The 24,763-nt window shown below is 56.8% G+C and carries 22 protein-coding genes; 11 read left to right on the top strand and 11 right to left on the bottom strand.

Going from position 1 to position 24,763, the window contains the following annotated elements; genetic code table 11:
* Positions 1–48: 48 nt before the first annotated feature.
* The 6 genes from ACQZ5M_RS00785 to ACQZ5M_RS00760 form a co-directional block, all read right to left on the bottom strand.
* A complete protein-coding gene (locus ACQZ5M_RS00785) occupies positions 49–1,659 on the bottom strand; it encodes an oleate hydratase (protein WP_449078873.1) in 1,611 nt (536 codons plus the stop codon).
* A 150-nt stretch (positions 1,660–1,809) separates the two neighbouring features.
* Complete coding sequence (locus tag ACQZ5M_RS00780; RefSeq protein ID WP_449078872.1) at positions 1,810–2,460, bottom strand: BON domain-containing protein; 651 nt, start codon at positions 2,458–2,460, stop codon at positions 1,810–1,812.
* Between the two features lie 251 nt (positions 2,461–2,711).
* Positions 2,712–3,008, bottom strand: coding sequence for a chaperone modulator CbpM (locus ACQZ5M_RS00775; protein WP_449078871.1), 297 nt, complete (start codon positions 3,006–3,008; stop codon positions 2,712–2,714).
* The gene (locus ACQZ5M_RS00770; protein ID WP_449078870.1) at positions 3,005–3,916 is read right to left on the bottom strand and encodes a DnaJ C-terminal domain-containing protein; all 912 of its coding nucleotides are present in this window, start codon (positions 3,914–3,916) and stop codon (positions 3,005–3,007) included. The genes ACQZ5M_RS00775 and ACQZ5M_RS00770 overlap by 4 nt, the downstream gene beginning before the upstream one ends.
* An 88-nt stretch (positions 3,917–4,004) precedes the next feature.
* The gene (locus ACQZ5M_RS00765) at positions 4,005–5,624 is read right to left on the bottom strand and encodes an L-lactate permease (RefSeq protein WP_449078869.1); all 1,620 of its coding nucleotides are present in this window, start codon (positions 5,622–5,624) and stop codon (positions 4,005–4,007) included.
* 55 nt (positions 5,625–5,679) lie between these two features.
* On the bottom strand, positions 5,680–6,684 hold the full coding sequence (locus tag ACQZ5M_RS00760) for a 2-hydroxyacid dehydrogenase (protein ID WP_449078868.1): 1,005 nt from the start codon (positions 6,682–6,684) through the stop codon (positions 5,680–5,682).
* A 425-nt stretch (positions 6,685–7,109) separates the two neighbouring features.
* Between ACQZ5M_RS00760 and ACQZ5M_RS00755 the strand changes: the two genes are divergently transcribed.
* The 3 genes from ACQZ5M_RS00755 to ACQZ5M_RS00745 all read left to right on the top strand — a co-directional run bounded on the left by ACQZ5M_RS00755 (position 7,110) and on the right by ACQZ5M_RS00745 (position 10,748).
* Complete coding sequence (locus ACQZ5M_RS00755) at positions 7,110–7,550, top strand: pyridoxamine 5'-phosphate oxidase family protein (protein ID WP_449078867.1); 441 nt, start codon at positions 7,110–7,112, stop codon at positions 7,548–7,550.
* Positions 7,551–7,665: 115 nt separating this feature from the next.
* The gene (locus ACQZ5M_RS00750) at positions 7,666–10,032 is read left to right on the top strand and encodes a phosphoketolase family protein (RefSeq protein ID WP_449078866.1); all 2,367 of its coding nucleotides are present in this window, start codon (positions 7,666–7,668) and stop codon (positions 10,030–10,032) included.
* 101 nt (positions 10,033–10,133) lie between these two features.
* On the top strand, positions 10,134–10,748 hold the full coding sequence (locus ACQZ5M_RS00745; protein WP_449079175.1) for a histidine phosphatase family protein: 615 nt from the start codon (positions 10,134–10,136) through the stop codon (positions 10,746–10,748).
* 301 nt (positions 10,749–11,049) lie between these two features.
* Here ACQZ5M_RS00745 and ACQZ5M_RS00740 read toward each other — a convergent pair whose 3' ends face one another.
* The 4 genes from ACQZ5M_RS00740 to ACQZ5M_RS00725 all read right to left on the bottom strand — a co-directional run bounded on the left by ACQZ5M_RS00740 (position 11,050) and on the right by ACQZ5M_RS00725 (position 15,744).
* Entirely contained in the window at positions 11,050–12,930 is a 1,881-nt protein-coding gene (locus ACQZ5M_RS00740; RefSeq protein WP_449078865.1) for a heavy metal translocating P-type ATPase, read from the bottom strand.
* Positions 12,931–12,944: 14 nt separating this feature from the next.
* On the bottom strand, positions 12,945–13,493 hold the full coding sequence (locus ACQZ5M_RS00735) for a cytochrome b (RefSeq protein WP_449078864.1): 549 nt from the start codon (positions 13,491–13,493) through the stop codon (positions 12,945–12,947).
* A gap of 126 nt (positions 13,494–13,619) precedes the next feature.
* The gene (locus ACQZ5M_RS00730) at positions 13,620–14,714 is read right to left on the bottom strand and encodes an Acg family FMN-binding oxidoreductase (protein ID WP_449078863.1); all 1,095 of its coding nucleotides are present in this window, start codon (positions 14,712–14,714) and stop codon (positions 13,620–13,622) included.
* Positions 14,715–14,856: 142 nt separating this feature from the next.
* Positions 14,857–15,744, bottom strand: a complete 888-nt coding sequence (locus tag ACQZ5M_RS00725) for a LysR family transcriptional regulator (protein ID WP_449078862.1) — start codon at positions 15,742–15,744, stop codon at positions 14,857–14,859.
* Positions 15,745–15,841: 97 nt separating this feature from the next.
* Between ACQZ5M_RS00725 and ACQZ5M_RS00720 the strand changes: the two genes are divergently transcribed.
* The 7 genes from ACQZ5M_RS00720 (at position 15,842) to ACQZ5M_RS00690 (ending at position 22,801) form a co-directional block, all read left to right on the top strand.
* A complete protein-coding gene (locus ACQZ5M_RS00720) occupies positions 15,842–16,978 on the top strand; it encodes an ABC transporter ATP-binding protein (protein WP_449078861.1) in 1,137 nt (378 codons plus the stop codon).
* The gene (locus tag ACQZ5M_RS00715) at positions 16,975–17,856 is read left to right on the top strand and encodes a carbohydrate ABC transporter permease (protein WP_449078860.1); all 882 of its coding nucleotides are present in this window, start codon (positions 16,975–16,977) and stop codon (positions 17,854–17,856) included. Before ACQZ5M_RS00720 ends, ACQZ5M_RS00715 begins: the two co-directional genes overlap by 4 nt.
* Complete coding sequence (locus ACQZ5M_RS00710; protein ID WP_449078859.1) at positions 17,853–18,686, top strand: carbohydrate ABC transporter permease; 834 nt, start codon at positions 17,853–17,855, stop codon at positions 18,684–18,686. The genes ACQZ5M_RS00715 and ACQZ5M_RS00710 overlap by 4 nt, the downstream gene beginning before the upstream one ends.
* Positions 18,687–18,730: 44 nt before the next feature.
* The gene (locus tag ACQZ5M_RS00705; protein WP_449078858.1) at positions 18,731–19,984 is read left to right on the top strand and encodes an ABC transporter substrate-binding protein; all 1,254 of its coding nucleotides are present in this window, start codon (positions 18,731–18,733) and stop codon (positions 19,982–19,984) included.
* Positions 19,985–20,052: 68 nt separating this feature from the next.
* Positions 20,053–20,892, top strand: a complete 840-nt coding sequence (locus ACQZ5M_RS00700; protein WP_449078857.1) for a phosphodiesterase — start codon at positions 20,053–20,055, stop codon at positions 20,890–20,892.
* A 122-nt stretch (positions 20,893–21,014) separates the two neighbouring features.
* Complete coding sequence (locus tag ACQZ5M_RS00695) at positions 21,015–21,779, top strand: HAD-IIA family hydrolase (protein ID WP_449078856.1); 765 nt, start codon at positions 21,015–21,017, stop codon at positions 21,777–21,779.
* Between the two features lie 200 nt (positions 21,780–21,979).
* A complete protein-coding gene (locus ACQZ5M_RS00690; RefSeq protein WP_449078855.1) occupies positions 21,980–22,801 on the top strand; it encodes a universal stress protein in 822 nt (273 codons plus the stop codon).
* 198 nt (positions 22,802–22,999) lie between these two features.
* On the opposite strand, the gene ACQZ5M_RS00685 is transcribed toward ACQZ5M_RS00690, so the two are convergent.
* Positions 23,000–23,209 carry a hypothetical protein gene (locus ACQZ5M_RS00685; RefSeq protein ID WP_449078854.1) on the bottom strand — a complete coding sequence of 70 codons (210 nt, stop codon included), beginning with the start codon at positions 23,207–23,209 and terminating at the stop codon, positions 23,000–23,002.
* A 91-nt stretch (positions 23,210–23,300) separates the two neighbouring features.
* Here ACQZ5M_RS00685 and ACQZ5M_RS00680 point away from each other — a divergent pair, with 91 nt between their 5' ends.
* Positions 23,301–23,882, top strand: coding sequence for a type II toxin-antitoxin system VapC family toxin (locus ACQZ5M_RS00680; protein ID WP_449078853.1), 582 nt, complete (start codon positions 23,301–23,303; stop codon positions 23,880–23,882).
* Positions 23,883–24,763 lie beyond the last annotated feature (881 nt).

The following is a 24,763-nucleotide window of genomic DNA, read 5'->3' as shown; positions in this document are numbered from 1 at the left end:
AGTTCTGTGCTCAACAACCGGCTGATCCGAGCCGGATAATTACTGCCTTTAGGCGGCCATACCATGCAAGGCCCTGAATGCCTCGTAGATCACCTTTGGATCGAACTGCCCTTTGTACACGGGAGGTGCCGTGCGCTTCAGGCCGAGCATGCGACTGACGGCGGTTTGCGCAGAGCGTATGGAATATTCCACAGTGAACACCACGTCGTCAGGAAGCTCGCAGAACTGCCCGGTGAAGGCCAGGTTCGTGTATCCATCTGGGATGATCTCAGGGCGGTCGCCTGCCTGTCGTGGAAGGAACTGACTTGTGATGAACGGCATCATGCATGGAATGCAAATCGCATCGTTCAACAGGGTCGCGCTGAGTGCCTTTAGCCGGAGATGGCCGATGATCTCGGTCATGATCTCACGCCCCGTGCAGGCAGACATGGGCTTGCTCACGAAATCTCCGGGCTCGTCGACCGCAAGACCGTAGCCCCAGAAGACGCTGGCATTCTTGGGCTGATCGATGAAATGCGGCTGGGATGGGATGACGATCGACGCCAACCAGGCGGAATCCGAGAACGTGACCAGGCCCCCCTCGCCCGGAACGTTGCCAGTGAGATCGCGGACCAATTTTAGAAACGCGTCATCCCGCAGCGTTGTCGTGAAGGACACCCATTTCGAGCTGTCAATATGACCGCAGAACACATCGGGGCGACCAAACTCCGGACGATCGACAGCAAGTTTGTCCCATAAGGTCCAGGCACCACCATGAAGCCTGGTGTTTAACACCGGAACCGTATCCATGCTTCCGATGCTGGAACCCTCGGTCATCGATCCGAGTGTTGCGATGACGAGATCGTTGGGCAGGACGGCGATTTCGTCCGCCTTGCCATCGCACTCGAACAGGATCCGTCTCACGCTTTTGCCGCCGAACTCAAGATCGGTCACGCGCGTATTCGTCTGAAAGTTGACACCGCGCTCCTCAAGCCATTTTACCAACGGCCGGACCATTGAATCGTATTGGTTCAATGGCGTTCGCATGATGCCCTCGAGGCGCTGGAAGCCCGAAACCATGTGAGCAAACCGGACGAGGTATCGCTTGAATTCCACGGCGCTGTGCCATTGCTGGAACGCGAACGTGGTGCACCACATGAACCAGAAATCCGTTTTGAAAAAATCAGCGTCGAACTGATCGGCGATCGTGCTCCGCCCAAGCAGCTTTTCGGGCTCCAGTGCCAGACGTTCAATGGTAAGAATGTGCTTTTCGCGCAGGCCGAATGCCGGAGCCGTAAGGCGATGTCCATCCCTGAAAATCCTGGACTTCGACGATGTCCTCATCGTCTTGTTCCAGGCGAAAATCTCCTCCGTCACGCTGACATCACCGTTCAAGGTCGGGATGGACGAGAACAGATCAAAGGTGCAGAGGTATTTGCTTTCCAGCATCCGTCCACCACGAAGCACGTATCCCGCTTCCGGGGAACCGGAGCCGTCCAGGCTGCCGCCCAACGTGTCGAGTTCTTCAAGTATCGTGATGTTGTGTCCGAGGAGATCGCCATCCCGGATCAGAAATGCTGCCGATGCCAGAGAGGCGATGCCGCCCCCAACGAGATAGGCCTTGATCGAGGACCTGTCGGAGCGAGAAACGGATGTCGGGTTTGTTTGGAATTTGATCATGATGCTTTCCTTTTCGCGACGAAGGCGATGGCTGCAACATTCCCTGCCCTGTACGTTCTACCCAACCTGTGAGGCGGAGAAGGCAGGCAGCGCGGGAAGGAAAGAAGGAGGCCGTCGCGGCCTCCCCCATTTCCACTTGGCGGATGGATGCTACCAGTTGATCGTGATGTCGTTCTGAACATTGGTGGTTCCTGGTGCAGCCCAAGCAGTGGAACCTGCAAGCTGGCGGTCATACCAGGAATCGGCAGAACCGGTCAGGTGGACTTCGCCACCCTTGGCCGACACACTGATCGTCTTTGCGTCGAACCGCGAGCGATGCAACGCGTGCCTGATGTCCTCGCTGATGTTCTTCTCGTTGACCCGCGGCTTGATGCTCGTTTGATTGGAGACACCGACAACCCCAAGGAGGGCACGCACGTCGCGTTCGGCGGCTAGTTTCTGGAAGTGCCATTCGACTTCTCCGGTCAGTGTGACCCAACCCTTCTCGACCTTGACACGAATGGCATCATCCGGGACTTCGACGTCCCATTCCAGACGATTCAATGCGGCCGCCGCGATGTCTGCATCCGTGCGCTGTACGTCGAATGCAAGTTTGACTTCGATTTCCTCGGCCACGGCCTTTACGCCCTTGACGCGACGGGTTGCTTTCTCAGCAGCCTGCTTTTCGATGTATGTGTTGACGTGGCCAGTCAGTGTAACGACCCCGTTATCCGCGGTGACGCCAATATGTGCAGCATTGATGCTGGGCTCCCAGGACAGTTCTTCGGTAACGGCCTTCTGCAAATGCTTATCGGTCTGCATGGTCTTCTCCAACATCAATTGAATGGCATTCTCAGAACTGCTCGCGCGGCTGATCAATGGCCATTCTTGGGCAACCGGGCTGCAGGCGAAAGCGTCATGCTCCGTCGATACGTCCCGTTGATGTATCCAAGTTAGTGGGCGGTAAGGCATGCCGATAGCATCGGAAATTACCCAGAGCCTTCGATGGTCCTAGACGATCGTTGCGAAAAGCTTTCCCACTCACATCTGCGGTTCAGTTGACCGCTTCGATCTCAAACATTGAATTCCGACGTATCTTTCCCAGATGACGGCTGCGTGAGCACCCTTAGTGCTTTTCGTAGACCGTGCATCTGATCAACAAGATCAAGGATGATACCGACGCCCTCGTCGTTGACCCCAAGATCCCGCTGGAGATCGAGTATAAACGACGCACGAACGAGATCGATCTCGGAGAACTCCATATTTGAAAGGTTGTCGTTGGGAATAAGCCACTGTTCGCCAAGCCAGACATCAAGTGTCTGCTGATCGATCCGCACCCGATGCATAAACTCCAGACGGTTGATGATCATAGGCTCATCTCCTTTCGGGGATCGTAGTCATGAGGTGGCTTCCACCCTGCGAGGAATGCTTCGAGTTCCGGATCAGCCACCTTCGGCAGCATGATCTGGAAAGAGATCAACTCATCGCCGGGGTTGTCCTTGATTGGAACGCCTTTGCCTTTCAAACGCACAACGGTTCCGCTGTTGGTTCCTATCGGCACCCTCAGCATAACGTTTCCCGACGGCGTCGGCGCCTTGATCCGCGCGCCTGCAACGGCGTCTGATATCGTGATCGGCATCGTCACGTGGATATCGTTTCCGTGCCGAACGAAGTAGCGATGGGAGCCTACAGAAATTTCGACAAGCGCATCGCCTTCTTCGCCATGTGCTGAAGGAGCAGGAGTTCCCTTGCCACGCAGACGCAACACCTTCCCGGTCTCTATACCCGGTGGAATCGTTAGATCGAGCGAGCCTCCATCTGGAAGCGAAATTCGTTTCTTGCCGCCATTCACAGCCTCCAGGAAATCAATCTTGAGCTTGTACTTCAGGTCGGTACCACGAGCGCGGTGCGATTGACGGGCGCCCCTTCCGAACATATCTGCGAAGATGTCGTCTGCGCCCGCAAAATCGGAAAACCCCGAAGCGTTCTCATAAGGGTGGCCAGACTGGCGAGGGTCCTCGGCATAATCCTTGTAATATTGTTGGCGGGCACGCTCAGCCCCGGAAGCATCGATCTCGCCAGCGTCGAAACGTTTGCGTTTTTCAGGATCGGAAATGATTTCGTTGGCAAGTGAGAGTTCCTTGAACCGGCCCTCTGCCTTGGTATCTCCGGGATGCAGATCCGGGTGGCAGGTTTTCGCCAGTCGGCGAAACGTCTTGCGGATTTCATCTTCGGAGGCTTTGGGTGTCAGACCCAGAACGTCGTAAGGATTTTTCATCATGTCTCCGGAGGTGACAGCTCAACGCGCAGTACTTGGAATGTGACAACGGAAGATTTTGGATGTGCTTGACGTAGAGGCAGACACTTCACATCAAAAACGAAAGCATGAAGGTCCAGACGCAGACATGAATCAGCAAGCCCAGACTGTAGATCAGTGTAGTTCGCAGAATGGCTGCTTCGCTCCCCACCAGTCCAACGGCCGCCGCGGCAATGGCGATCGACTGAGGCGAAACCAGCTTGGCCATCACCCCGCCGCTTGTATTGGCTGCGACCAGCAACGCCGGACTTGTGCCGATCTGTGCCGCCGTCACGGATTGCAGGTGGGCAAACAGAGAGTTGCCGTTCACCACCGATCCCGTGATGAACACCCCGAACCAGCCGATGATTGGCGCGATCAGCGGGAATACCCACCCCGTCCGGGCAAGGCCCAATCCGATGCTGGACGACGCACCGGAAAAATTCGCGATATAGGCAACGGCCATGATCAGCGAGATCATCGCAAGCGGCCGCCACAACTCTCCAGCCGCAACCCTCAACTGCTCCCATGCCATGGACGGTGACAGCTTGGATGACATTGATGTCGTCAGCAGCGCCGCGATCAGGATCGCAGTACCCGGAGCACTGATCAGCGCGACATTCCAGAGTGCTGGGAGCGAGTGGGCGGCACCCGTGATTGGCGGTAGTTCTTCGACTTGCAGATGCAGGAACGGTATCGGCAGGTGAAGGACCGTGCCCGACAAAAGACCGCCTTCAGCAAACAGGCTTTTGAAGGCGGGAGCGCTCCAGATCAGGATCACACCTGTGAGGATATAGAAGGGCGACCAAGCCGCGATGACATCCTTGAGCGGCCAGCGCTGTGACGAGACCTCAGGCGCGCCTTCCTCCCGGTAGATACGCTTGGGCTGCCAGGCCTGCATGAAGAGAGCAAGCACCGCCATGGACACGAGAGGCGCGATGATGTCGGTGAGTTCGGGTCCGATGAGGTACAACGTCATGGTCTGGACTGCGCTGAACAGAACGCCGATCAGAAGCAGGACTGGCCAGGTTTCGCGAACACCACGCAAGCCATCCAGTACGAGGATAAGCAAAGTCGGGATGAACAGGGTCGAAAGTTGGACGATGGCAATCATCATGACCGACATGGCAGTGAGATCGACGCCACCCTGTTGGGCACCCACCAGAATAGGAATGCCGATAGCGCCGTAAGCTCCAGCAGCAGCATTGGCCAGCAGACAAAGCATAGCAGCCTTGATTGGTTTGAAACCGAGCTCGACAAGCAGCGCGGCGCAGATCGCGATCGGAACACCGAAGCCCGCTGCTCCCTCCAGAAAGGCGCCGAAGCAGAAGGCGATCAGGATCACCTGAATGCGCTGATCGTCGGATATGGTAGAAATACTGCCCCGTATCACCTCGAACTTGCCGCTTTTAACCGCGAGCTTGTACAGCCAGACAGCCATCAGAACGATATAGCCGATCGGCCAGAGACCGCCCAACACCCCGAAAAGTGCCGCACCCAGGATCTTTCCGATGGGCATGTGAAAGACCAACAGGGAAACGGCAACAGAAATCGCAAGGGTAATGATTGCGGCATTCAGTCCCTTCATTTTCAGCAATACGAGTGCCAGCAAGAAGAACAGGATCGGCACCGCTGCCATCAGCGCGGAAAGATAGGGATTGCCCAGCGGGTCGTAGATCTGTTGCCACATCGAATAGGTCCTCAAGGCGTGTACGCGCCATGAATGGCGACGAAGAAAGGTAGAATTAGCTGCCAACGACAGCGTTAGCGCACGGCACGCCCTCGGCCAGGCAGTGAAGGTTCTGGAACGTCACGGCGGAGATTTCACGCATTGCCTCGGTGGTGAAGAAGCCCTGGTGGCCAGTGACCAGCACGTTTGGGAAAGTCATCAGTCTCTGGAAGACGTCGTCGTCGATGATGTCGGATGAGCGGTCGTGGAAGAACAGCGCGCTTTCCTGTTCGTAGACGTCGATCCCGAGCGCGCCCAGATGCCGGGTCTTGAGTGCCGAGATGGCAGCGTTGGTATCGATCAGTCCCCCGCGAGATGTGTTGATGAGCATCGCGCCCGCCTTCATAAGCAAAAGCGAGTCGGCGTTGATCATGTGTCGGTTGTCCTCGACCAGCGGGCAATGAAGTGTGACGATGTCCGACTGTTCGAGAAGCGGTTGCAGGTCGACCATGTCGCCAAGGCGCTTGAATTCCGGCGATGGCAAAGGATCGCAACCGAGAACATCGCAGCCGAATCCTCTGAGGATGCGTGCAGTCGCACGTCCGATCTTTCCGGTACCGACTATACCCACAGTCTTGCCGCGCATTGTCATTCCCAGCAGTCCGTCGAGCATGAAATTGCCCTCGCGGACACGATTGTAAGCGCGGTGCGTATGGCGGTTCAGGGTCATGATCAGAGCGATGGTATGCTCGGCCACGGCTTCCGGCGAGTAAGCCGGCACCCGTGCGACAAACAATCCGAGGCTGGCTGCAGTATCGATGTCGACATTGTTGAAACCGGCACAACGCAGGAGAATGCCCCTCACCCCGAGTCTGGCGAGAGCTTCCAGAACAGGCGCGTCGAGACGGTCGTTCACGAAGACACATATCGCTTCACTGCCTTGCGCCAGCGCGGCAGTTTGCAGCGAGAGGGTTGCCTGCTGATAGATCAATTCAACATCATAAGGTCTGGGCTCGGCCTGATTTGCCTCGTTGAGGAACTGACGGTCATAGGACTGCGCGCTGAAGACAGTGATTTTCATTTGCTTCTTTTCAAGAATGGGACGTCGAACGCTCCGTCATCGAAGCGCAGTGAATATTCTAAGCGTGCATCAGGCCGATATAAGCGCAGCACTCCGGCTGTCTTGGCTAGAACCGCATGCCGTTACTCATGCAACTCGCCTTCGTGAATGAGTTGGAGGCAACGGTCTAGTTCGTGCCTGTCGTTAACAAAAGAATCGGGAACTACCTAAGCTCGCACGATCACGCGGCTCGAAAATGCGTATTCACCGCGTCGCCGACACTGGTGGCGGTTCCCGTTAGGTAGTTTCCGAGGCTATTCGTTCTGATCGTAACGGATAAGTTGATGTCCAACATCGCGACTGAGCGGCCTTCATCAATCAATGCCACTTTGCTGGCATCGTCAGCCTCGGACCCGCGTCACAACCTTTTTCATGGAGCCTATTAAATGCCCGTCAGGGAAATGACCGACCACGAATGCATGGATTGCCTTTCGAAGGGCCACTTCGGGCACCTGGCCTGCGTAAAAGATGGCCGTCCCTATATCGTGCCTGTTCACTACGCCTACGGCATCGACAAGATGTACGTCTTCTCGATGCCAGGTCAGAAAATCGACTGGCTGAGATCAAACCCGCACGCTTGCCTTCAAATGGAAGAGCGGTCTGATCACGGTTTCTGGAAGAGCGTCGTTGTTCAAGGCCAGTACCATGAACTGCCCGATAGCTCGGAACACCACAATGAGCGCATCCATGCATGGGACCTGCTTCAGAAACGAGAACTGTGGTGGGAGCCGGGATATCTAAAACCGGAAAACAATGAGCTGACGAAATCCAAGCCCATCTTCTTCGGCATTGTCGTTGATGCGATCAGTGGACGACAGACGTACTGAACATGCTCCCCACTTGAGACTGGCAGCCATTATCCATGTCGCCGCGTGACGGTACAGGATTGCGAGGATCAATTTTCTGCGTCTCACAGGCGCCATCACTCCAGGAGACCAGACATTGTCGGAAACCTTATCGCCAGATCTTCTTCGCCGTATGGACGCCTACTGGCGCGCCTCGAACTACCTTTCCGTCGGGCAGATCTATCTCAAGGACAATGCGATGCTGGATCGCCCCTTGACGATGGAGCACGTCAAGTCTCGTCTGCTTGGGCATTGGGGCACCACGCCTGGCCTCAATTTTCTCTACGTGCACCTCAATCGGCTGATTGTCGAAAACGATCTCAACATGATCTACGTCATGGGGCCAGGTCACGGCGGTCCTGGCGTCGTTGCGCAGACCTATCTGGAAGGCTCCTATACCGAGCGATATCCGGCAATCGAACAGAGCCGGAATGGCTTGCACCGGTTGTTTCGACAGTTTTCCTGGCCTTACGGAATACCGAGCCATGTCGCGCCGGAAACACCCGGCTCCATCCATGAAGGTGGAGAACTCGGCTACTCCCTCGCCCATGCTTATGGCGCAGCCTTCGACAATCCGGACCTGATCGTCAGTTGCGTGGTTGGCGATGGAGAGGCCGAGACCGGCGCGCTCGCGGCGAGCTGGCACTCCAACAAGTTTCTTAATCCCGCCCGCGACGGTGCAGTCCTGCCGATCCTCCATCTGAACGGATTCAAGATAGCGAATCCGACGATCCTGGCTCGCATCAGCCGCAAGGAACTCACGGCCTTGTTCGAAGGCTATGGATACGAACCATTCTTCGTTGAAGGCAGCGATCCAGACCTTGTTCACCAAAGCCTGGCAGCGACCCTCGATCTGGCTCTTTCGAAGATCAAGGCGATCCAGGCCGCAGCACGCGAGCAGACCGATCCGATGAATATCGAGCGCCCGCGCTGGCCGATGATCGTCTTTCGCACACCGAAGGGCTGGACAGGCCCGAAATTCGTCGACGGCAATCCGGTCGAGGGAACCTGGCGGGCGCATCAGGTGCCGATTGCCAATTTCAAGAAGCCGGAACATCTCAAACAGCTCGAAGACTGGATGAAGAGCTACCGCCCCGAAGAACTCTTTGACGAGCATGGAAAGCTAAATGAGGAACTGTCATCGCTGGCTCCCACGGGGCATCGGCGTATGGGGTCCAACCCCCATGCCAATGGCGGCGAAGTCATGCAGTCCCTGTCGATGCCGTCGTTTCACGATTATGCCGTGGCGATGTCAGCACCGGGAACGGTCGAGGCGGAGGCAACCCGAATCCTCGGATATTTCCTGCGCGACATCATGGCGCTTAATCTCTCCAAGCAGAATTTCAGGATCTTCGGGCCGGATGAAACGGCATCGAACCGGCTGGACGCCGTCTATGGCGTCGCTGGCAAGGAATGGATGGCCTCGATCGAAGACGTCGATACGAATTTGACGCCGGATGGCCGGGTCATGGAGGTGCTCAGCGAACACCTCTGCCAGGGATGGCTGGAAGGCTATCTCCTTACGGGAAGACACGGGCTCTTCTCCTGCTACGAGGCCTTTATCCACATCATCGATTCCATGGTGAACCAGCATGCGAAATGGCTGAAAGTCTGCAAGGACATTCCATGGCGCCGTCCGATTGCTTCGCTCAATTATCTCCTCACCTCGCATGTCTGGCGGCAGGACCATAACGGGTTCTCCCATCAGGACCCTGGTTTCATCGACCATATCGCCAACAAGAAGGCAGGTGTTGCGCGCATCTATCTGCCGCCTGACGCGAACTGCCTGCTCACCGTCGCCGATCACTGCCTGCGCAGCCGCGGCTACATCAATGTTATCGTGGCTGGCAAGCAACCTGAATGGCAGTGGCTGGATATTGACGCGGCGGTTCGTCACTGCACCAAGGGTGCCGGTATATGGGAGTGGGCGGGAAACCCCGATGACGAGGAGCCTGATGTCGTGATGGCCTGTGCTGGAGATGTCCCCACCCTTGAAACCCTTGCAGCCGTAACGCTGCTTCGCGAATATGTCCCGGATATCTGCATCCGGGTTGTGAACGTGGTCGATCTGATGGTCCTACAACCACAGACAGAGCATCCCCATGGCCTTGAGGATCATGAGTTTGATGAGATGTTCACAGCCGACAAACCGGTCATCTTCGCGTTTCACGGCTATCCCGCTCTCATCCACAAGCTCACCTATCGGCGAAACAATCATCGCAATATCCATGTGCGTGGATACAAGGAAGAAGGCACCACCACAACGCCTTTCGACATGACCGTGTTGAACAACGTGGATCGATATCAGCTTGCGCTGGACGCAATCGAACGCGTTCCCCGTTTGCGTGACCGGGTTGCGCATGAGCAGGCTCGCTATTGGGCGACGATGGAACGGCACAAGCTCTACATCGGCGAACACGGGGAAGACATGCCGGAAGTGCTCGACTGGCGCTGGAGCGCGTGACGCGAAGGCGTCTGGGCGAACACCTTGGTGATCAGAATCCGCATGCTTTCATGCGGTAACCGGAGCGTCGGCCTGCCGATGATGTAAGCGAGAGAACGACGATACGAAAGGATACGAAACATGTCGGCCACCCCAATCCACAGGTCACCCTGGTGAGGCACGCAGAGACGTCTTGGAGCGCTTCGGGCATCCATACAGGCCATATCGACGTCGCATTGACCCAGAGCGGTGAGCGCTCCTGTCGGGCGCTTGGACATCATCTGCGCTCTCGCCCCTTTTCGGCAGTTTGGTCAAGCCCCACCCAACGAGCCATGCATACCTATGCCCTCTCCGGGTTCGATATGGAAAAAGTCGCCCTGCGGGAAGATCTGGAGGAGTGGGATTACGGCAGCTACGAAGGGCTCACGACGAAACAGATACACGTTCAGAGACCGGGCTGGCGGCTCTTCCGCGACGGATGCCCTGACGGCGAGTCCGTGATAGATGTCGGCAACCGAGCAGACGCCGTCATCAAGGAGCTTAGAGAAGCCGACAATATCGCCGTGTTTTCCAGTGGGCATTTTTTACGAGTGCTAGCCGCACGATGGCTCGGACTGGCACCCGGTCACGGCGCCGATTTTGCCCTCGGCACTGCGAGCATAAGCGTGCTCGGCTACGAGCACAGCCTTGAGGAGCCCGTCATTCGTTCGTGGAATCAACAATTTGCCGCCGAATAGAGCTACAGGACGTTCTGCTTTGGAAACAAGCGGAGTGTTCGGTTCCTTCGTCGCAAGCCGAGATCTTTTTCTGTTTGTGTCGACAATGCTATTCAGCCGCGTGATCGGCAAAGCACCCCCTTCGTGCTATTTAAACGGGAATCCTCCGCCTCGATATCTAGCGCACAGAGGCGACAACGGCCGGGGAAAACGCACTTACAGGGGCACGGGATCGGATTGCCGACAGAGCACCGCGCATAGCTTGTGTTTGATTGCGGCATTTTCTTAAGGACCTTTGCTATGCCACTGGAGCAGAGGCTTCTCATCGAAGCGCTCTCAGTGCATTCAGAATCACCGCAACGTCGATAACCTCCTGCGTGAGAGCCCCCTGAACCGGTGGCAGATACCCGAAACTCGCGAAGGCCATGGCGCAAAGCGACATTCCAAGGCCAGCCACGACACTTTGAAGCGCTATGGCTCGACTGCGGCGCGCCACCGCCATCGCCTTTACGAGTGGTGCCAGTTCATCAACCAATAGGACAACCCCGGCCGCCTCAGACGAGGAGGCTGTCCCGTGTGCGCCCATTGCGACACCGACATCGGCTGCTGCAAGCGCCGGGGCGTCGTTGACACCGTCGCCAACCATCATGACAGGTCCGTTCATAATCTCGTTTCGGACGGCAGTGACCTTGGCATCGGGCGAGAGATCACCCAATACAAGATCAAAACCGAGCTGTCTGCCGACCTTATCGGCAATATTGCCCCGGTCGCCGGAGGCCAGCACCAGCCGCTTGACGCCCGCCTGACGCAGGTCGTCCAGCATCGGCTTCGCATCCGTGCGGATCTGGTCCTGAAGGACGATAATCCCCGCGATCTTCCCGTCTATACCGACGGCCACGGTCATGGCGCCAGGATCGATGTTTTTGAGGAGATCCTCCGCCCGAACATCACCTGTTTCTGCGGCAACGAAGCTGTTGCCGCCCACAATCACCTTCCGGCCATCCACCGTTCCCTTGATGCCTGTGCCCGGTGTTTCCACGACTGACACCGGTGCGGATAGAGCCAACCCTCTCGATTGGGCCGCTTTGATCAGCGCCGTTGCAACCACATGGCCGGAGGCCTGATCAAGACTGGCTGCGGCCTTAAGAACAACGGTCTCCGCAAAGCCGTCGCGTGTCCTGATCTCGGTGATCGCTGCCTGTCCATGGGTTATCGTACCGGTTTTATCTAGGATGACAGTGCGGACGCGCGACATCGTCTCGAGCACGCCGCCACCTTTCACCAGAACCCCTATGCGTGCCGTGCGCGACATTCCGGAGATGAGAGCAACCGGAACGGCTAGAATCAGCGGGCACGGCGTAGCGACGACTAGGACGGAGAGCACCCGGATTGTATCATCTGTCAGAAGCCAGGTGATCGCGGCGATCGTCACCGTCAGTGCCAGGAAACCTATGGCGTAACGATCCGCCATGCGGACCATGGGAGCTTTGCTGGATTGTGCGGCTTCGACCAGGCGCACGATGCCGGCGTAGGTGCTCTCAGACGCCGGACGGCTTGCGATCAACTCGAACGCGGCACCGGCGGATGTAGAGCCACTCAACGCCTCGTTACCTTTGAGGATATTTTGCGGAAGCGATTCACCCGTCAGAGCAGATAGGTCGAGTACGGCGACATCGCTCGCCACACGGCCGTCGACCGGTAAGACGTCACCTTGGCGAATAAGAAGCCTGTCTCCAGGTTTGATTGCCGTAATCAAAACCTGTTGCAGAACTTCGCCTTCGAAACGCATCGCGGTTTGCGCGACGCGCCCCATCAAAGCCGTCATCTCCTTTTTGGCCCGCCCCTGCGCAAAATCCTCAAGGACCTGCCCTCCAGCATACATCATGGCGACGACGTTCGCCGCCAAGGGTTCGCCAAAAATCAATGCCGCAGACATCGAAAGGGCGGCGACGATATCGAGGCCTACATCGCCCTTTTGCAGCGACATCACGATTTGAACAAAGAGCCCGAGAAGCACGGGCAGGGTCGCCGCCGACCACACCCAGCCGGCCGCGACCGGCTGTTCACTCCAAGACAAAATGCTGCCCACGACAAGACCCGTCGCTGCTAGACCGATCAAAATCCGGGATTGCTGGAGACGCAGGATCTCTCCGATCGGCTGCGGCATCGCGTCGGCTTCTGCCTTGACGGAGATATTCGACATAGCGTTCACGCCCCTCACTTGGACGGAAGCATGCGCTGCAACACGTTATCCTTGCGGACGACGTAATGCCAGAGCGCGGCCAGCGCATGCAGACTGGCTAGGGCGATCAGAGCGTAGGCTGAAAGTTCGTGGATCTCGCCGATCTGCCGCGCGACGCCTCTGTTCTCCGACATCAGCGGCGCTATCGAAAAAAGGCCGAAATCAAGTCCCTGGCCGCGCCAGGCAGCAAAGCCGAGCCCGATCAGAGGCACGGCTATCATCAGAAGGTAAAGCGAGATGTGGGTGGCAGACGAGATGCGCTCAAGCAGGGCGCCTGTCGGCTCCGGCGGTGGGGGCTTATGGCCGGCTCTCCAGACTATCCGCACAACCACGAGACAGAGGATGGATACGCCGATCAGCTTGTGCATATTCACGACACCGTCTTCCCAGCTTGGCGGAAACGTATCGACGAGAAGCCCCAGAGAGAATACCGCGATGATCAGGGCCGCCATCACCCAATGCAGGCTTCTCGCGACACGATCGTAGCGCCGGACAGGATGGTCGAGTAGTTGGATCGTCGTCATTATCATCTCCATGTAATAGGGGCATGTGAGCCCCATCGGGGTAATTGGCTCCAAGAACCTGTCAGGATGCTGAACGCTCGATATGTTGGGGCACTGACCTGTTCCCCTCCCAATACAAATGATGGCTCAATGTCTCAGCACCGCTTGAACAGGCCGCCGTGCCGAGTATGGCAGTTCAGACCCGTAGCCGAACCGCATGACGAGATCGGGCCGACGGCCAGCCAGACCGACGAGTGACGCAAGCTCGGGCCTTAGGCTCGCCACTTCGACTGGCTGATTGACGAACGCTGTCTTCAACCCAAGCGCTGTTGCCTGCAGGGAAAACCGCTGGCACGCGCGCCCGGCACGAAACCAATGGTCGCTATCGTCCTTGTCAGAGACGAACACAGCAACACCAGCGGATGAATTGAGATGACGCGCATATTTCTCGTTCTCGGCGGCGGCATTGAACGAAAGGTCGAAAAGCTTTGGCCCGAGCCAGTCCGGCAGCGAGGGGCTACCACTCGCAGCACTGAATAGGCCGTCGCCCAAGCGCAGCGCCTGACGTGGGCTGAAGCGGAGCCACGCCTTCAATTCCCTTATAAACGCCGGGTCACCCATTTGCAGGTCGTTGCCGGCAATCACCATATCCCGCACAGGCGCGACCACGGACGGTTCTGTCAAAACGACCAGCGTGATGCCGGGGACGGCGGCCGCCGTTTCCAGCCGTTTCAAGTCGGCAGCGCTCACCCGTCTTCCGTCATAGTCTGCGCGTGTAGACTGGCGTTTGGCGATGGCATCGAACAGGGCGGGATCACCGGGAGGCGCATCACCAAAAGCGTAGGAAACCGTTCTTTCAGTTGCATCGAAGCTGAGGGCTCCAGAACGTCCCATCGCATTTCCGGTGATCGCAAGGTTTTCCGCCGCGCAACCAAGGCTGACGAAGAGATGATGATCGTCGGGGTCAACAATTGGCGTCCGCCGCGAAAGATCGGGGTGAATGCGAATGGCGTCCGCCTCGGCGCTGAATACCCATGGCTGGGTATTGTGTCCGCTAGGCGCCAGCGTCGCGGCGCGGATAAGCTCGCGGGTCTCCGGACGTGCTGCAAAAGGCGACCGCATGGCAGCGACGGACTTCTCATATGCTTCCAGCGACCCCATCTGCCGCCATTCCGCATAGGAGGCTCCAGCCAAAGCCAGTGTCGCAGCGCCCGTTCCAATCAGTATCTGCCGTCTGTTCATGGTGTTCACAGTTCGCCGCATCGAGGACAGTTCGCATTCGCCATAATGCCGGTCTGGCAGCGGATCGAAAAGGATCGGAAACTACGCAGCATTACCATCGAGATAGCTTGATCCTGGGTCCGCGCCATCGAACGTTTCGATCTTACGGTTGCACAGCTTTTTCCTGGGCAAGATTCATCAGAGCGGCAACTTCCCTTCGGCGGAGGTTCTTCGACAGACAGGCTACGTTTTCCATGAAGACCGCTGGCAACTCGTCGATCGGCAACCGTATCAGCCCATCATTGCGAATGACCGCAAGCTCGAACATGAAGCCGATCCCCAACCCTTCCGTCACGGCCTCATAGACCGCTTCGCGCGCACCCAGCCTTAGAACTGGCGTGATGGCGATACGGTTGGCCTGAAGAGCGTCGTCGATTGTTTTCTGTGTCAGCGATTGCTCCGTTCTGAAGATCGCGGGTTGACCTTCCAGATCATGAAGAGACAGTGACCGCTTGGTCATAGCCAGGGGATGGTCTGGATGAAGAAGTGCCACGACACGCTGCCCCCTGTATGGATAGACGGTGAGGTCGGGATGATCAGGTGCTTCCGTCACGATGGCGGCATCGCATCGCAGATCGAACAGTGCGGATTTGACATCATGCCAGTTCCCGAAGGTTGCCGTGACCCTGACACCCGGATAGAGCCGCCGATATTCCGCAATCAGTTTCATGGCAGGATTGGGGGCGCCGCACATAACGTGAAGATCGCCCGATTGTAGCGCTTGCGAAGCCGTCAGGATGTTGAAGGCCAGATCCTCGATTTCTCCAAGTCCGCATGTTTCCGCATAAAGCCGGCGGGCGAGCGGCGTCATCCTAACGCCACTGCCGGTGCGCTCAAAAAGAAGAACGCCGAAATTGCTCTCCAGCGAGCGGATCTGTGCCGTGATTGCGGGCTGGCTCAGCCCCAGCTTGCGCGCCGCGCAGGACATGTTTCCTTCGCTGACAACCGCATTGAAGCTCCGCAGTTGTGCATGGGTTACCGAATTTTGCATGACACGTTTATGATTCCCATAAATGAAACTTATATCGTGTCATGCGCTCGTAAATTGAATTTCCTATGACGTTTCCGAAGGTTCGGAAGGAAGCATCATGGCACGGCTGGAAGTGGACGGCGTTAGCAAGCAATTTGGCGACACCGCAATTCTAAAATCAATCAATCTGGATATCGCAAACGAGGAGTTCGTCTCTCTCGTCGGACCGTCGGGCTGCGGCAAGTCCACCCTTCTGCGCATCATCTCGGGACTGGAGAGCCAGACAAGCGGGACAATCCGTCTGAATGGCCAGGACGTGAGTGCCGTCAAGCCGCGTGACCGCGATCTGGCGATGGTCTTCCAGTCCTACGCGCTTTATCCGCATCTGACCGTCGAGCAGAACATCGCGGTACCTTTGACGATGCGCCGGCTGAATACGATCGAACGCCTGCCGTTTCTCGGCAAGCTCTATCCGGGAGCAGCCGCGCGCATGCGCGACATCGATAGCGAGGTGGCGCGGGTTTGCGCCTCCCTGTCGATCGAGTCCTTGAAGCAGCGCAGGCCGGCGGCGCTATCAGGTGGGCAACGTCAACGGGTAGCGTTGGCGCGTGCCATGGTGCGAAACCCGAGCGCCTTTCTGATGGACGAACCTCTTTCAAATCTCGATGCGAAAATGCGCGTCCAGGCTCGTAGCGAAATCGCACAGCTCCATCGCGCGCTCGGCGCAACTTTTGTCTATGTCACTCATGATCAGGCCGAAGCCATGACGATGTCCGACCGTATAGCGGTTATGATGGACGGGGAGTTGTTGCAGGTCGGCTCGCCGGACGAGATCTACAACAGGCCGACAGATTTGCGCGTGGCCGAATTTATCGGCAGCCCTCGTATCAACCGGGTTGACGCTGTCCTGCTTGATGATGGTCGACTGCTGCCGAGGACGCCTGCAATCGCTGCGGCTCCATCCTCTGGCCTCACTGTGCATATGGCCTTTCGCCCGGAAACGGCTCGACTGGTAGCACCGGGCGACGGCTCGTTTTCGGGAACCATCCAGCATATAGAGAATCTGGGCGCAGACATCTTCGTCCACGTCTTGACGAAATCTGCTCAGGAACTGATCGTGCGGCTCGAACCGGGACAGCCGCGGCCAGCTCTGCATGACAGTGTTTCCATTGGTATCGATCATTCTCACGTGCATCTCTTCGGCGCGGATTATCGCCGGGTGCCGCAGCCATTCGATCTTGGGGTCGCGGCATGAGCAGAGCGCCCGATCAACGCTTCGCGGCAATGGGACTTATGGCACCCGCTGCAGTTCTCATGACGGTTCTATTGTTAGGGCCGCTCGTTGCCGTGTTTGCTCTGGCATTCACCGACTACCAATTGGGGGCAGCGACGATCAAACTGATCGGCCTTTCGAATTTCACCCAATTGGCAGCAGATCCCGTGTTCTGGCGCTCACTGTCCAACACCGTCGTCTATGCCGTGCTGGTGGTTCCCGGCTCCGTGCTGCTGGGATTGGGCGTGGCGATGCTGATCGACAGTCGCGCGTCCATGCAAGGCTTTTACCGGACCGTGTTCTTTCTGCCATTCATGGCAAGCCTGATAGCCATGGCGATCGTCTGGGAGTTCATGCTGCATCCAAACTTCGGCATTGCCAACCACATTCTGAAAGCTTTCGGATTTGCGCCGGTAAGCTGGCTAAAGGACAAGACGGTTGCACTTCAGGTCCTTGCGGTCATCGGAATCTGGCAGAACTTCGGTTTTACGATGGTCCTGTTTCTGGCCGGACTCGCCGGAATCCCCCGTGACCTCTATGAGGCCGCGGAACTCGACGGCACGCCGAACGCGCTCGCGCGGTTCCTGCTGATCACCTGGCCTAGTCTCAGACCCATCACCGCCTTCGTGTTGATCACCTCCACGATCCGCTCGTTCCAGGTATTTGATACCGTTCATGCGCTGACCCAAGGCGGTCCGTCCAAGGCGACCGAGGTGCTGCTCTACACCATGTATGCCGAGGGCTTTGAATTCTTCCGCACTGGCTACGCCGCTGCCATCAGCATTGTCTTCGTAGCACTGGTGACGCTGGTCGGTCTCCTGCGGTTTGTGAACTTTGGCAAACGGGGGAAGTTGGCATGAAAATCTTCGTCAAGTTCGCTCCGGGCGTATTGCGCCACATGATTCTTCTGTCATTCGCAGCCTTTGCTCTCCTGCCCTTCGCCGTCATGATCTCGACGTCGTTGAAACCCGCAAGCGAAATCTTCTCGGTGAACTTTCAATGGTGGCCGAGCACATCGGCGGCGATCGATAACTACACGGCGGCCCTGACCCAGGCTCCCATGGGACTTTATCTCTTCAATGGCGTGGTTGTGACGCTGGCTATTTTCTTACTCCAGGCACTTGTCGCCCTGCCCGCTGCCTATGCGCTGGCCAAGCTGCGTTTTGTGGGACGTGATGCGGCCTTCGGTCTGGTCGTGTTCTGTCTCCTGATCCCCTATCACGCCATCGCTATTCCTCTGTTCGTTCTTTTGCACACTCTGGGCCTTCTGAACGGCTATGCCGCTCTAATCCTGCCCTTTACGATCTCAGCGTTCGGTATTTTCCTCATGCGTCAATTTTTCATGAGCGTGCCTGACGATCTGGTGGACGCGGCCCGGCTCGATGGTCTGTCGGAGTTTGCCATCGTCTGGCGTGTCATGCTGCCCTCGGCCATTCCGGCACTGACTGCCTTCGCCATCTTCTCGGTGATCGGACACTGGAACGATTACTTCTGGCCATTGGTCGCCGTGTCCGATGATCGCTATTTCACACCTCCTCTAGGAATTGTGGCCTTCCGAAACGCGGAAGCCGGCAATGATTACGGTCCGCTGATGGCTGCCGCGACGGTCGTCGTGTTGCCGCTGGTCGCATTCTTCCTTCTCGCTCAACGCCGCTTCATCGAAGGCATCGGTTTTAGCGGCGTCAAATAACCCCCCGAAGTTCAACCCCGACGGAATTTACCTGGAGACTCATCATGAAATATCTTCTGGTCGCAGCCACCATGGCGCTGACCCTATCGACGGCACACGCCGAAACAGCAATCTCGGTCCAGTATCCCTATGCCGAACTGTTCGACGGAACGGCGAAGGAAACGCTGGCGGCATTCGACGCGGCCCATCCCGACATCAAGGTTACATTCCGCACGCCCTACAAGGAATATGAGGATGCTTCCCAGCGGATCCTACGTGAGGCCGTGACCGACACGATGCCCGACGTGACCTTCCAGGGTCTCAACCGCGTACGAATCCTTGCAGATAAAAATCTCGCAGTTCCGCTTGACGGATTCATCGCCGACGAGAAGGACTTTTCCGCTGAAGGATATCACGCAGGAATGCTGGCGGCTGGCACTGTCAATGGCAAGGTGTATGGTCTGCCCTATGCCATCTCCCTGCCAATCGTGTATTACAACCTAGATCTCGTGAAAAAGGCTGGCGGTGACCCGACGAGACTACCCACAACTTGGGAAGAAACCATCGCACTTGCGAAAAAGATCAAAGCGCTCGGCAATGGCGTGGACGGCATCGCGGTCAACTGGCCAGTCACTGGTAACTGGATGTGGCAGGCCATGGTTTTCGCCAATGGCGGGACAATGACCAATGCCGACGAAACCAAGGTGGCATTCGATCAGGACGCTGGAAAGAAAGCCATCGGGCTGCTGGCGCGTCTTGTGACCGAAACCGGCACGCCCAATATTTCCAGTTCCGACATGGGGGCCTCCTTTGCGGCTGGCAATCTGGGTATGTTCGTCAGCACGACTTCCGGCCTCAATGTGATCACGAAACAGGTAGCTGGCAAATTCGAGTTGAAAACCGCTGCCTATCCGGACGTAAAGCCGGAGGTTTCGAAGCTTCCTGCCGGGGGCAATGTCGCAGTCATAACTGCGAAAGACCCGGAAAAGCAAAAGGCGGCATGGACGTTCCTCAAATTCTGGACTGGTCCCCAGGGTGGTGCCATCATGGTCAAGACCACTGGCTACATGGCACCGAACAACAAGGCAGCGGCCAGTCTGACCGACTACTATTCAGCCAATCCAAATCAGTACACGGCTGTCGGTGAGCTCCCGTATTTCACTGGATGGTATGCATTTCCAGGCGAGAATGGCCTCAAGATCACCGATGTCATTAAGGACCGCCTGCAATCTGTCATGGATGGCAGCCGCGCGAGCGAGCCGGAAAAAGTGTTGGCCGAGATGGCGGCAGACGTTCAGGCACTCCTGCCACGCAAGTAATTGCTTCCACATTGTTGCTGCTCGGCACCATGCCGGGCGGCCTCTTCTTTCCACCGGATATAATCGCCATGAAACTTATTCATCTGACCGACACACATTTCGTTCCCGCTCCACAGCGGCTGTATGGGATGGACCCCCGCGCTAGACTGAAGGCAGCACTCGAAAGCATTGCTACGGATCACAGCGACGCCGACGCGATTGTGATAACAGGCGATCTTTGCCACTGGGGCGAGAAGGAAGCCTACGAAGAGTTGCACGCCTGCCTCTCCCAAGCGACGACCCCGGTCATCATGATGGTAGGCAATCATGACGAGCGCGCTGCGCTGCGCGCGGTCTTTCCGGATGCCATGGACGATGGCAATGGCTTTGTGCAGGGATCGCGCGAAATGGCCGGGCACACACTGCTGTTCCTCGATACCAATGAGCCTGGAACTCATGCGGGACACTACGATCAGAATCGTCTCGCGTGGCTTCAGGGACAACTGGAAAACAGTCGCAACCCGGTTCTCCTGTTCATGCATCATCCCGCGTTTTCCGTTGGCATATCGTCAATGGATGCTCTTCAGCAACAGGATAGCAAAGCCCTTTACGCTGTACTTGAGCCGCATGTTGCACGAATTCGGCATGTTTTCATGGGGCATGTACATCGTCCAATTTTCGGGAACTGGAAGGGCATGTCCTTCTCGATACTGCCCAGCCTCATGCATCAGGTACAACTCCGGCTGGACGATCATGGGCATGATGTACCGGGCAGCCATGAACCTCCCGCCTATGCTGTCGTCAATGTAACCGATGAAGGCGTCGTCGCACATCTGCATTACTTCATGGATCGCTCAGGGCGGTTTCCGCTCGACGGAGCGGAAGTGAAAGGCAGGGACTACGCTCTGAACTTCACACCCGCCGACTAAGCGACATCCAAGAGAGAGACACGCGTCGATCACTGCCTCGATCGGATGGTCCAAACATCTGATCGGGCGCGGTTTTCAAGTCACATACCTTTCACTGATACAATGAGAAACCTGGAACTTTGATGACTGTAACCACCTCCGATTTCACGGCCAGAGGCTATCTTGTGGATCTCGACGGCACGCTCGTCAGCGGTGGCAAGTTGCTGCCGGGCGCGGATACTCTTCTCGATGCCCTCGACGACCGATTTGTAATCGTTTCCAACGATTCCGAGCATACGCCGGCGCAACTGGAGAGGCAGTTCACGCGCTGGGGTCTTGCGATACCTACAGATCGAATCCTGTTGGCCGGAACATCCGCGCTGGACATCATTGCGAAAGAGACACCGAAAGCTCGGATCATGATTCTGGGAAGCGTCTCCCTTCAAAGCTATGCGCGCAAAAAGGGCCTTCGTCCTGATTGGGAGTGTCCCGATGCCGTGCTGGTCGCGCGCGACCGAAGGTTCTCATTCAAGCGCCTTTATGCTGCTGTCAATGCGGTAAGGACTGGAGCAACGCTTTACTTGGCGTGCCCGGATGTAACCCACCCTGGACCGAACGGACAACTGGTGCCTGAGGTCGGAGCGCTGGCCGCGGCGATCCTCGCATGTGTCGGTGATATACAGCCTTGCGTCATCGGCAAACCGGAGCCCGTGCTGTTTGAAACGGGATGTTTGAGGCTTGGCATCAGCCCGCGAGACACTCTTATGATAGGCGATAACGCTTTGACCGATGGCGCTGGCGCAATGCGTGCAGGTATGGGCTTTATCCAGGTTGCCCCCAACAAGCCCCTGTCTTTCTTTGACCTCACCGAGAGCTCAGTACGTTCTGCCTTGAGCGGAAGCGCTTGATCGAGCCGGACAAGATGGCGATGAGAAAAACCTCACGCGGTCTTTCCGCCTCGTGCCAACCTCGACATCTCTAAGTAGTTTCCGAGGCTTCGACACAGTCTCCAATCGGCTTATGTTCTCGATTACCAATCCAGACCTCCACCAATGAGCTAGCCGGAGTCTGCGAGAGAACTCGAGTTCGCTCCGAGAAAGCAATAAAAATGAAAACTCAACTTCACCTTCCACTGATGACGTATCCCGATCCGACGTCGTTCACCCTGCTGAAAAACGCGGTAGAACTGGCTCGTGTCCAAGGGGCCGACCTCAACATAAGCATCCACAAGCTGAAGGTCCCCACAATCTCTCCGCCCTTTCCCTCCATCTTCGACGCCGAAGATTTGGCTGTTAAGGCAGAACATTTCAGTCGCGAGGCTGGCGAAGAGTTGAGGAGAACGATTCAGGACTACGCTGAACAAGCCGGAATTGGCACGAATATCAGTCTGTTCGAATGCGCAGAACCCTTCGTCGGCAGTAGATTTGCCGAAATGTCGAGAATTTTCGACCTAACGATCCTTGAGGCCTCCGACATCGGAAGGCCCACTATCGAAAGCATACTGTTTGAGAGTGGCAGACCACTTCTCCTGTTTCCTTCAGAAGTCTGGTACGGGCAATTTGAAACAGTCGCGATCGGATGGGACGGTAGCCCTACCCTCGCGCGCGCCCTCTCTTGCGCTAAGCCGTATATGGACGAAAGCAAGAAGATCATCTTGATCTCGGTTACCGATGACAAGGCAGTGGACACAGATCTCCGAGACCAGTTCGCAACCGTGCTTCGTCGATCAGGCTTGGCAGTAGACGTCGTCTCAGCTCACTCCGGCGGCGCTCCGACAGCATCGATTGTGCAGGCCGAGGCTGTAGAGAATGGCGCAAATCTACTGGTAGCAGGTGGGTTCGGACATTCGAGATTCCGAGAGTTCATCCTCGGAGGTGTAACGCGCTCGCTTCTTCAAGACCTCAAGATGCCAGTGCTTCTTTCGCACTGATCCCAGTCTTGTAGTACTCCTATGGCCAGCTTAGAAGTGTAGAGGCATTCTCGAGAACGTAGACGGGCTCTTCGGATCGTTACGGAGATAAAGTTGCGCACGTTCCACTGGGCTACCGTGGCGGTGGCTACGATGTCGACAATCGCTCGAAATCATCTCGAAGATAATGAGGTCGACGGAAAATCCGTGTGCGGACGTTCACTCGTCGTCTGGACCGCCCTTTGTCAAAAAATCACGAGCACTGCCCTCTTCGGCCCTCTTCGCGTAAGAAACCGTGAATACGCCATCGCCGTCGAAAACAAGCTGCGGGCTATTCTGCTTCGCAGCCGTAAAGAGACGGTCAAACTCATTAGCGTCGTGCGGATACCGCCAACGGTTAGCACGTGAATTCTGTGGGGTATTGCTCATTCGAATCCTTTTACGCGGACCTTGACGATTTGTTAACCATATTCGGCGCCCAATCCACCATATTATTAACCGCGAGAAGGGATTTCGCGGCGTGGCGTCGAACTTCATACTGCTCGATACCAGCGTGCTAACTGAGGCGCGCAAGACTGAAGACAAGCTCAACGACGATATCGTCTTCTTCATGAGACAGATTCCGGCGGGCGGCCTTGCTGTGCCCTACGCGGCGATATTCGAACTACAACGGGGCGCGATCAACGTGGGAAGGAAGGAACCGGCCAGGGAGCGCGCCTATACTGCCTGGCTCGATAGACTACTAGAGACGGACATCTGGCTGCCGCCCGTCGACGTGGATGTCAGGCGCCTCCTTGCCAGGATGACGATGACGCCTGAGTTGGAAGATTTCTGGGTCAGCCGCTCCCCCAAGCCAAGAATGAAATTCGGATGCGACTGCGAGATTGCGGCGACCGCAATCACCTACGGGATCCCTATCGCCACGACCGACGTCAACGACTTCACACGAATCCATCGATGTTTCGCACTTCCTGGATTGTACTCGCCGATCTCCGGGAAATGGCACGTCCCACCACCGAACGGGTGGTCGCTTGGGGAAAACCTCGATCCCGACGAGATGGACTGGCATTCGGTAATAGGTCCGCTTCAAGCTGCTCCCTGAAGCACTCGAATCCTGCAACAACCAACCCTCTGGGAGCCGTTAATGAAAATCACTCTCTACCACGAAGACGGCCGCATAGCGGCGCCTTAGTTTTTGCGTCAGAGCAAACGTCCTTCCCGTCGGAGGCTGCTGCACAAACTCGAGGGCACTCTGTAATGCGCGAGGTCTCGGCCACCCAGGCTGCCACATCATGTGACCTCCAACTTGAACCGTTACGTGCTTCGAGATTATCCAAACCTATACCAGATCAAACTTGACTCGTTGGCTTTATGAAGCGTTTACGATGTTTCGGGGATTTGATGCCGGAAGCAGCTATTTTGCCCCCTTCCGCGGATGTGCCGTCAAATTTTTAGTTTGCAACTCATTGACGAACTTCCGAAGATCTGTTTTTTTCTCGGACTACTGCTCCATCGGGGAGCATACGAGATCGGACATCATGACGCTCTGGGTACCCACACAAGGCCAACAAGGTTGCTGGAAAGCGTCGTAAGACGCCGTGGTATCTATGCCGCGGCGCAACGGACGCCCCGGCACTCCTTCGAAATTAAGTTTTTCGTATTCGAGGAAGCAGACATGTCGATCAAGATTTTCAGCACTCTCCATCTCCAACGTCGCCTGGCGGCGTTCGCAGGTCGCTAGGTCCCGAGGAAGCGTATTCCAAGGCCCAGCATCCCGCCCGAACGCAACTGAAGTCGCGTGAACCAATGGTTCGCGGCACACTCGTCGAACTCGACGCAGCCGCAACCGATGCAGGATGGAGACCGGCATGATGTACTTTCTGAACGAGCCACAGTTCGAAACAATCGAACACGAGGTCCTTGACGCAACTACCGTGTCAGGGGGCTGCGATCAACGCGGCCCGTCCGCGCTCTAGCGCCAAA

It is taken from the genome of Rhizobium sp. 22-785-1, from assembly GCF_053521965.1.
Note: the sequence above shows the minus strand (reverse complement) of the source record. Positions and strands in the feature narration are given on the sequence as shown.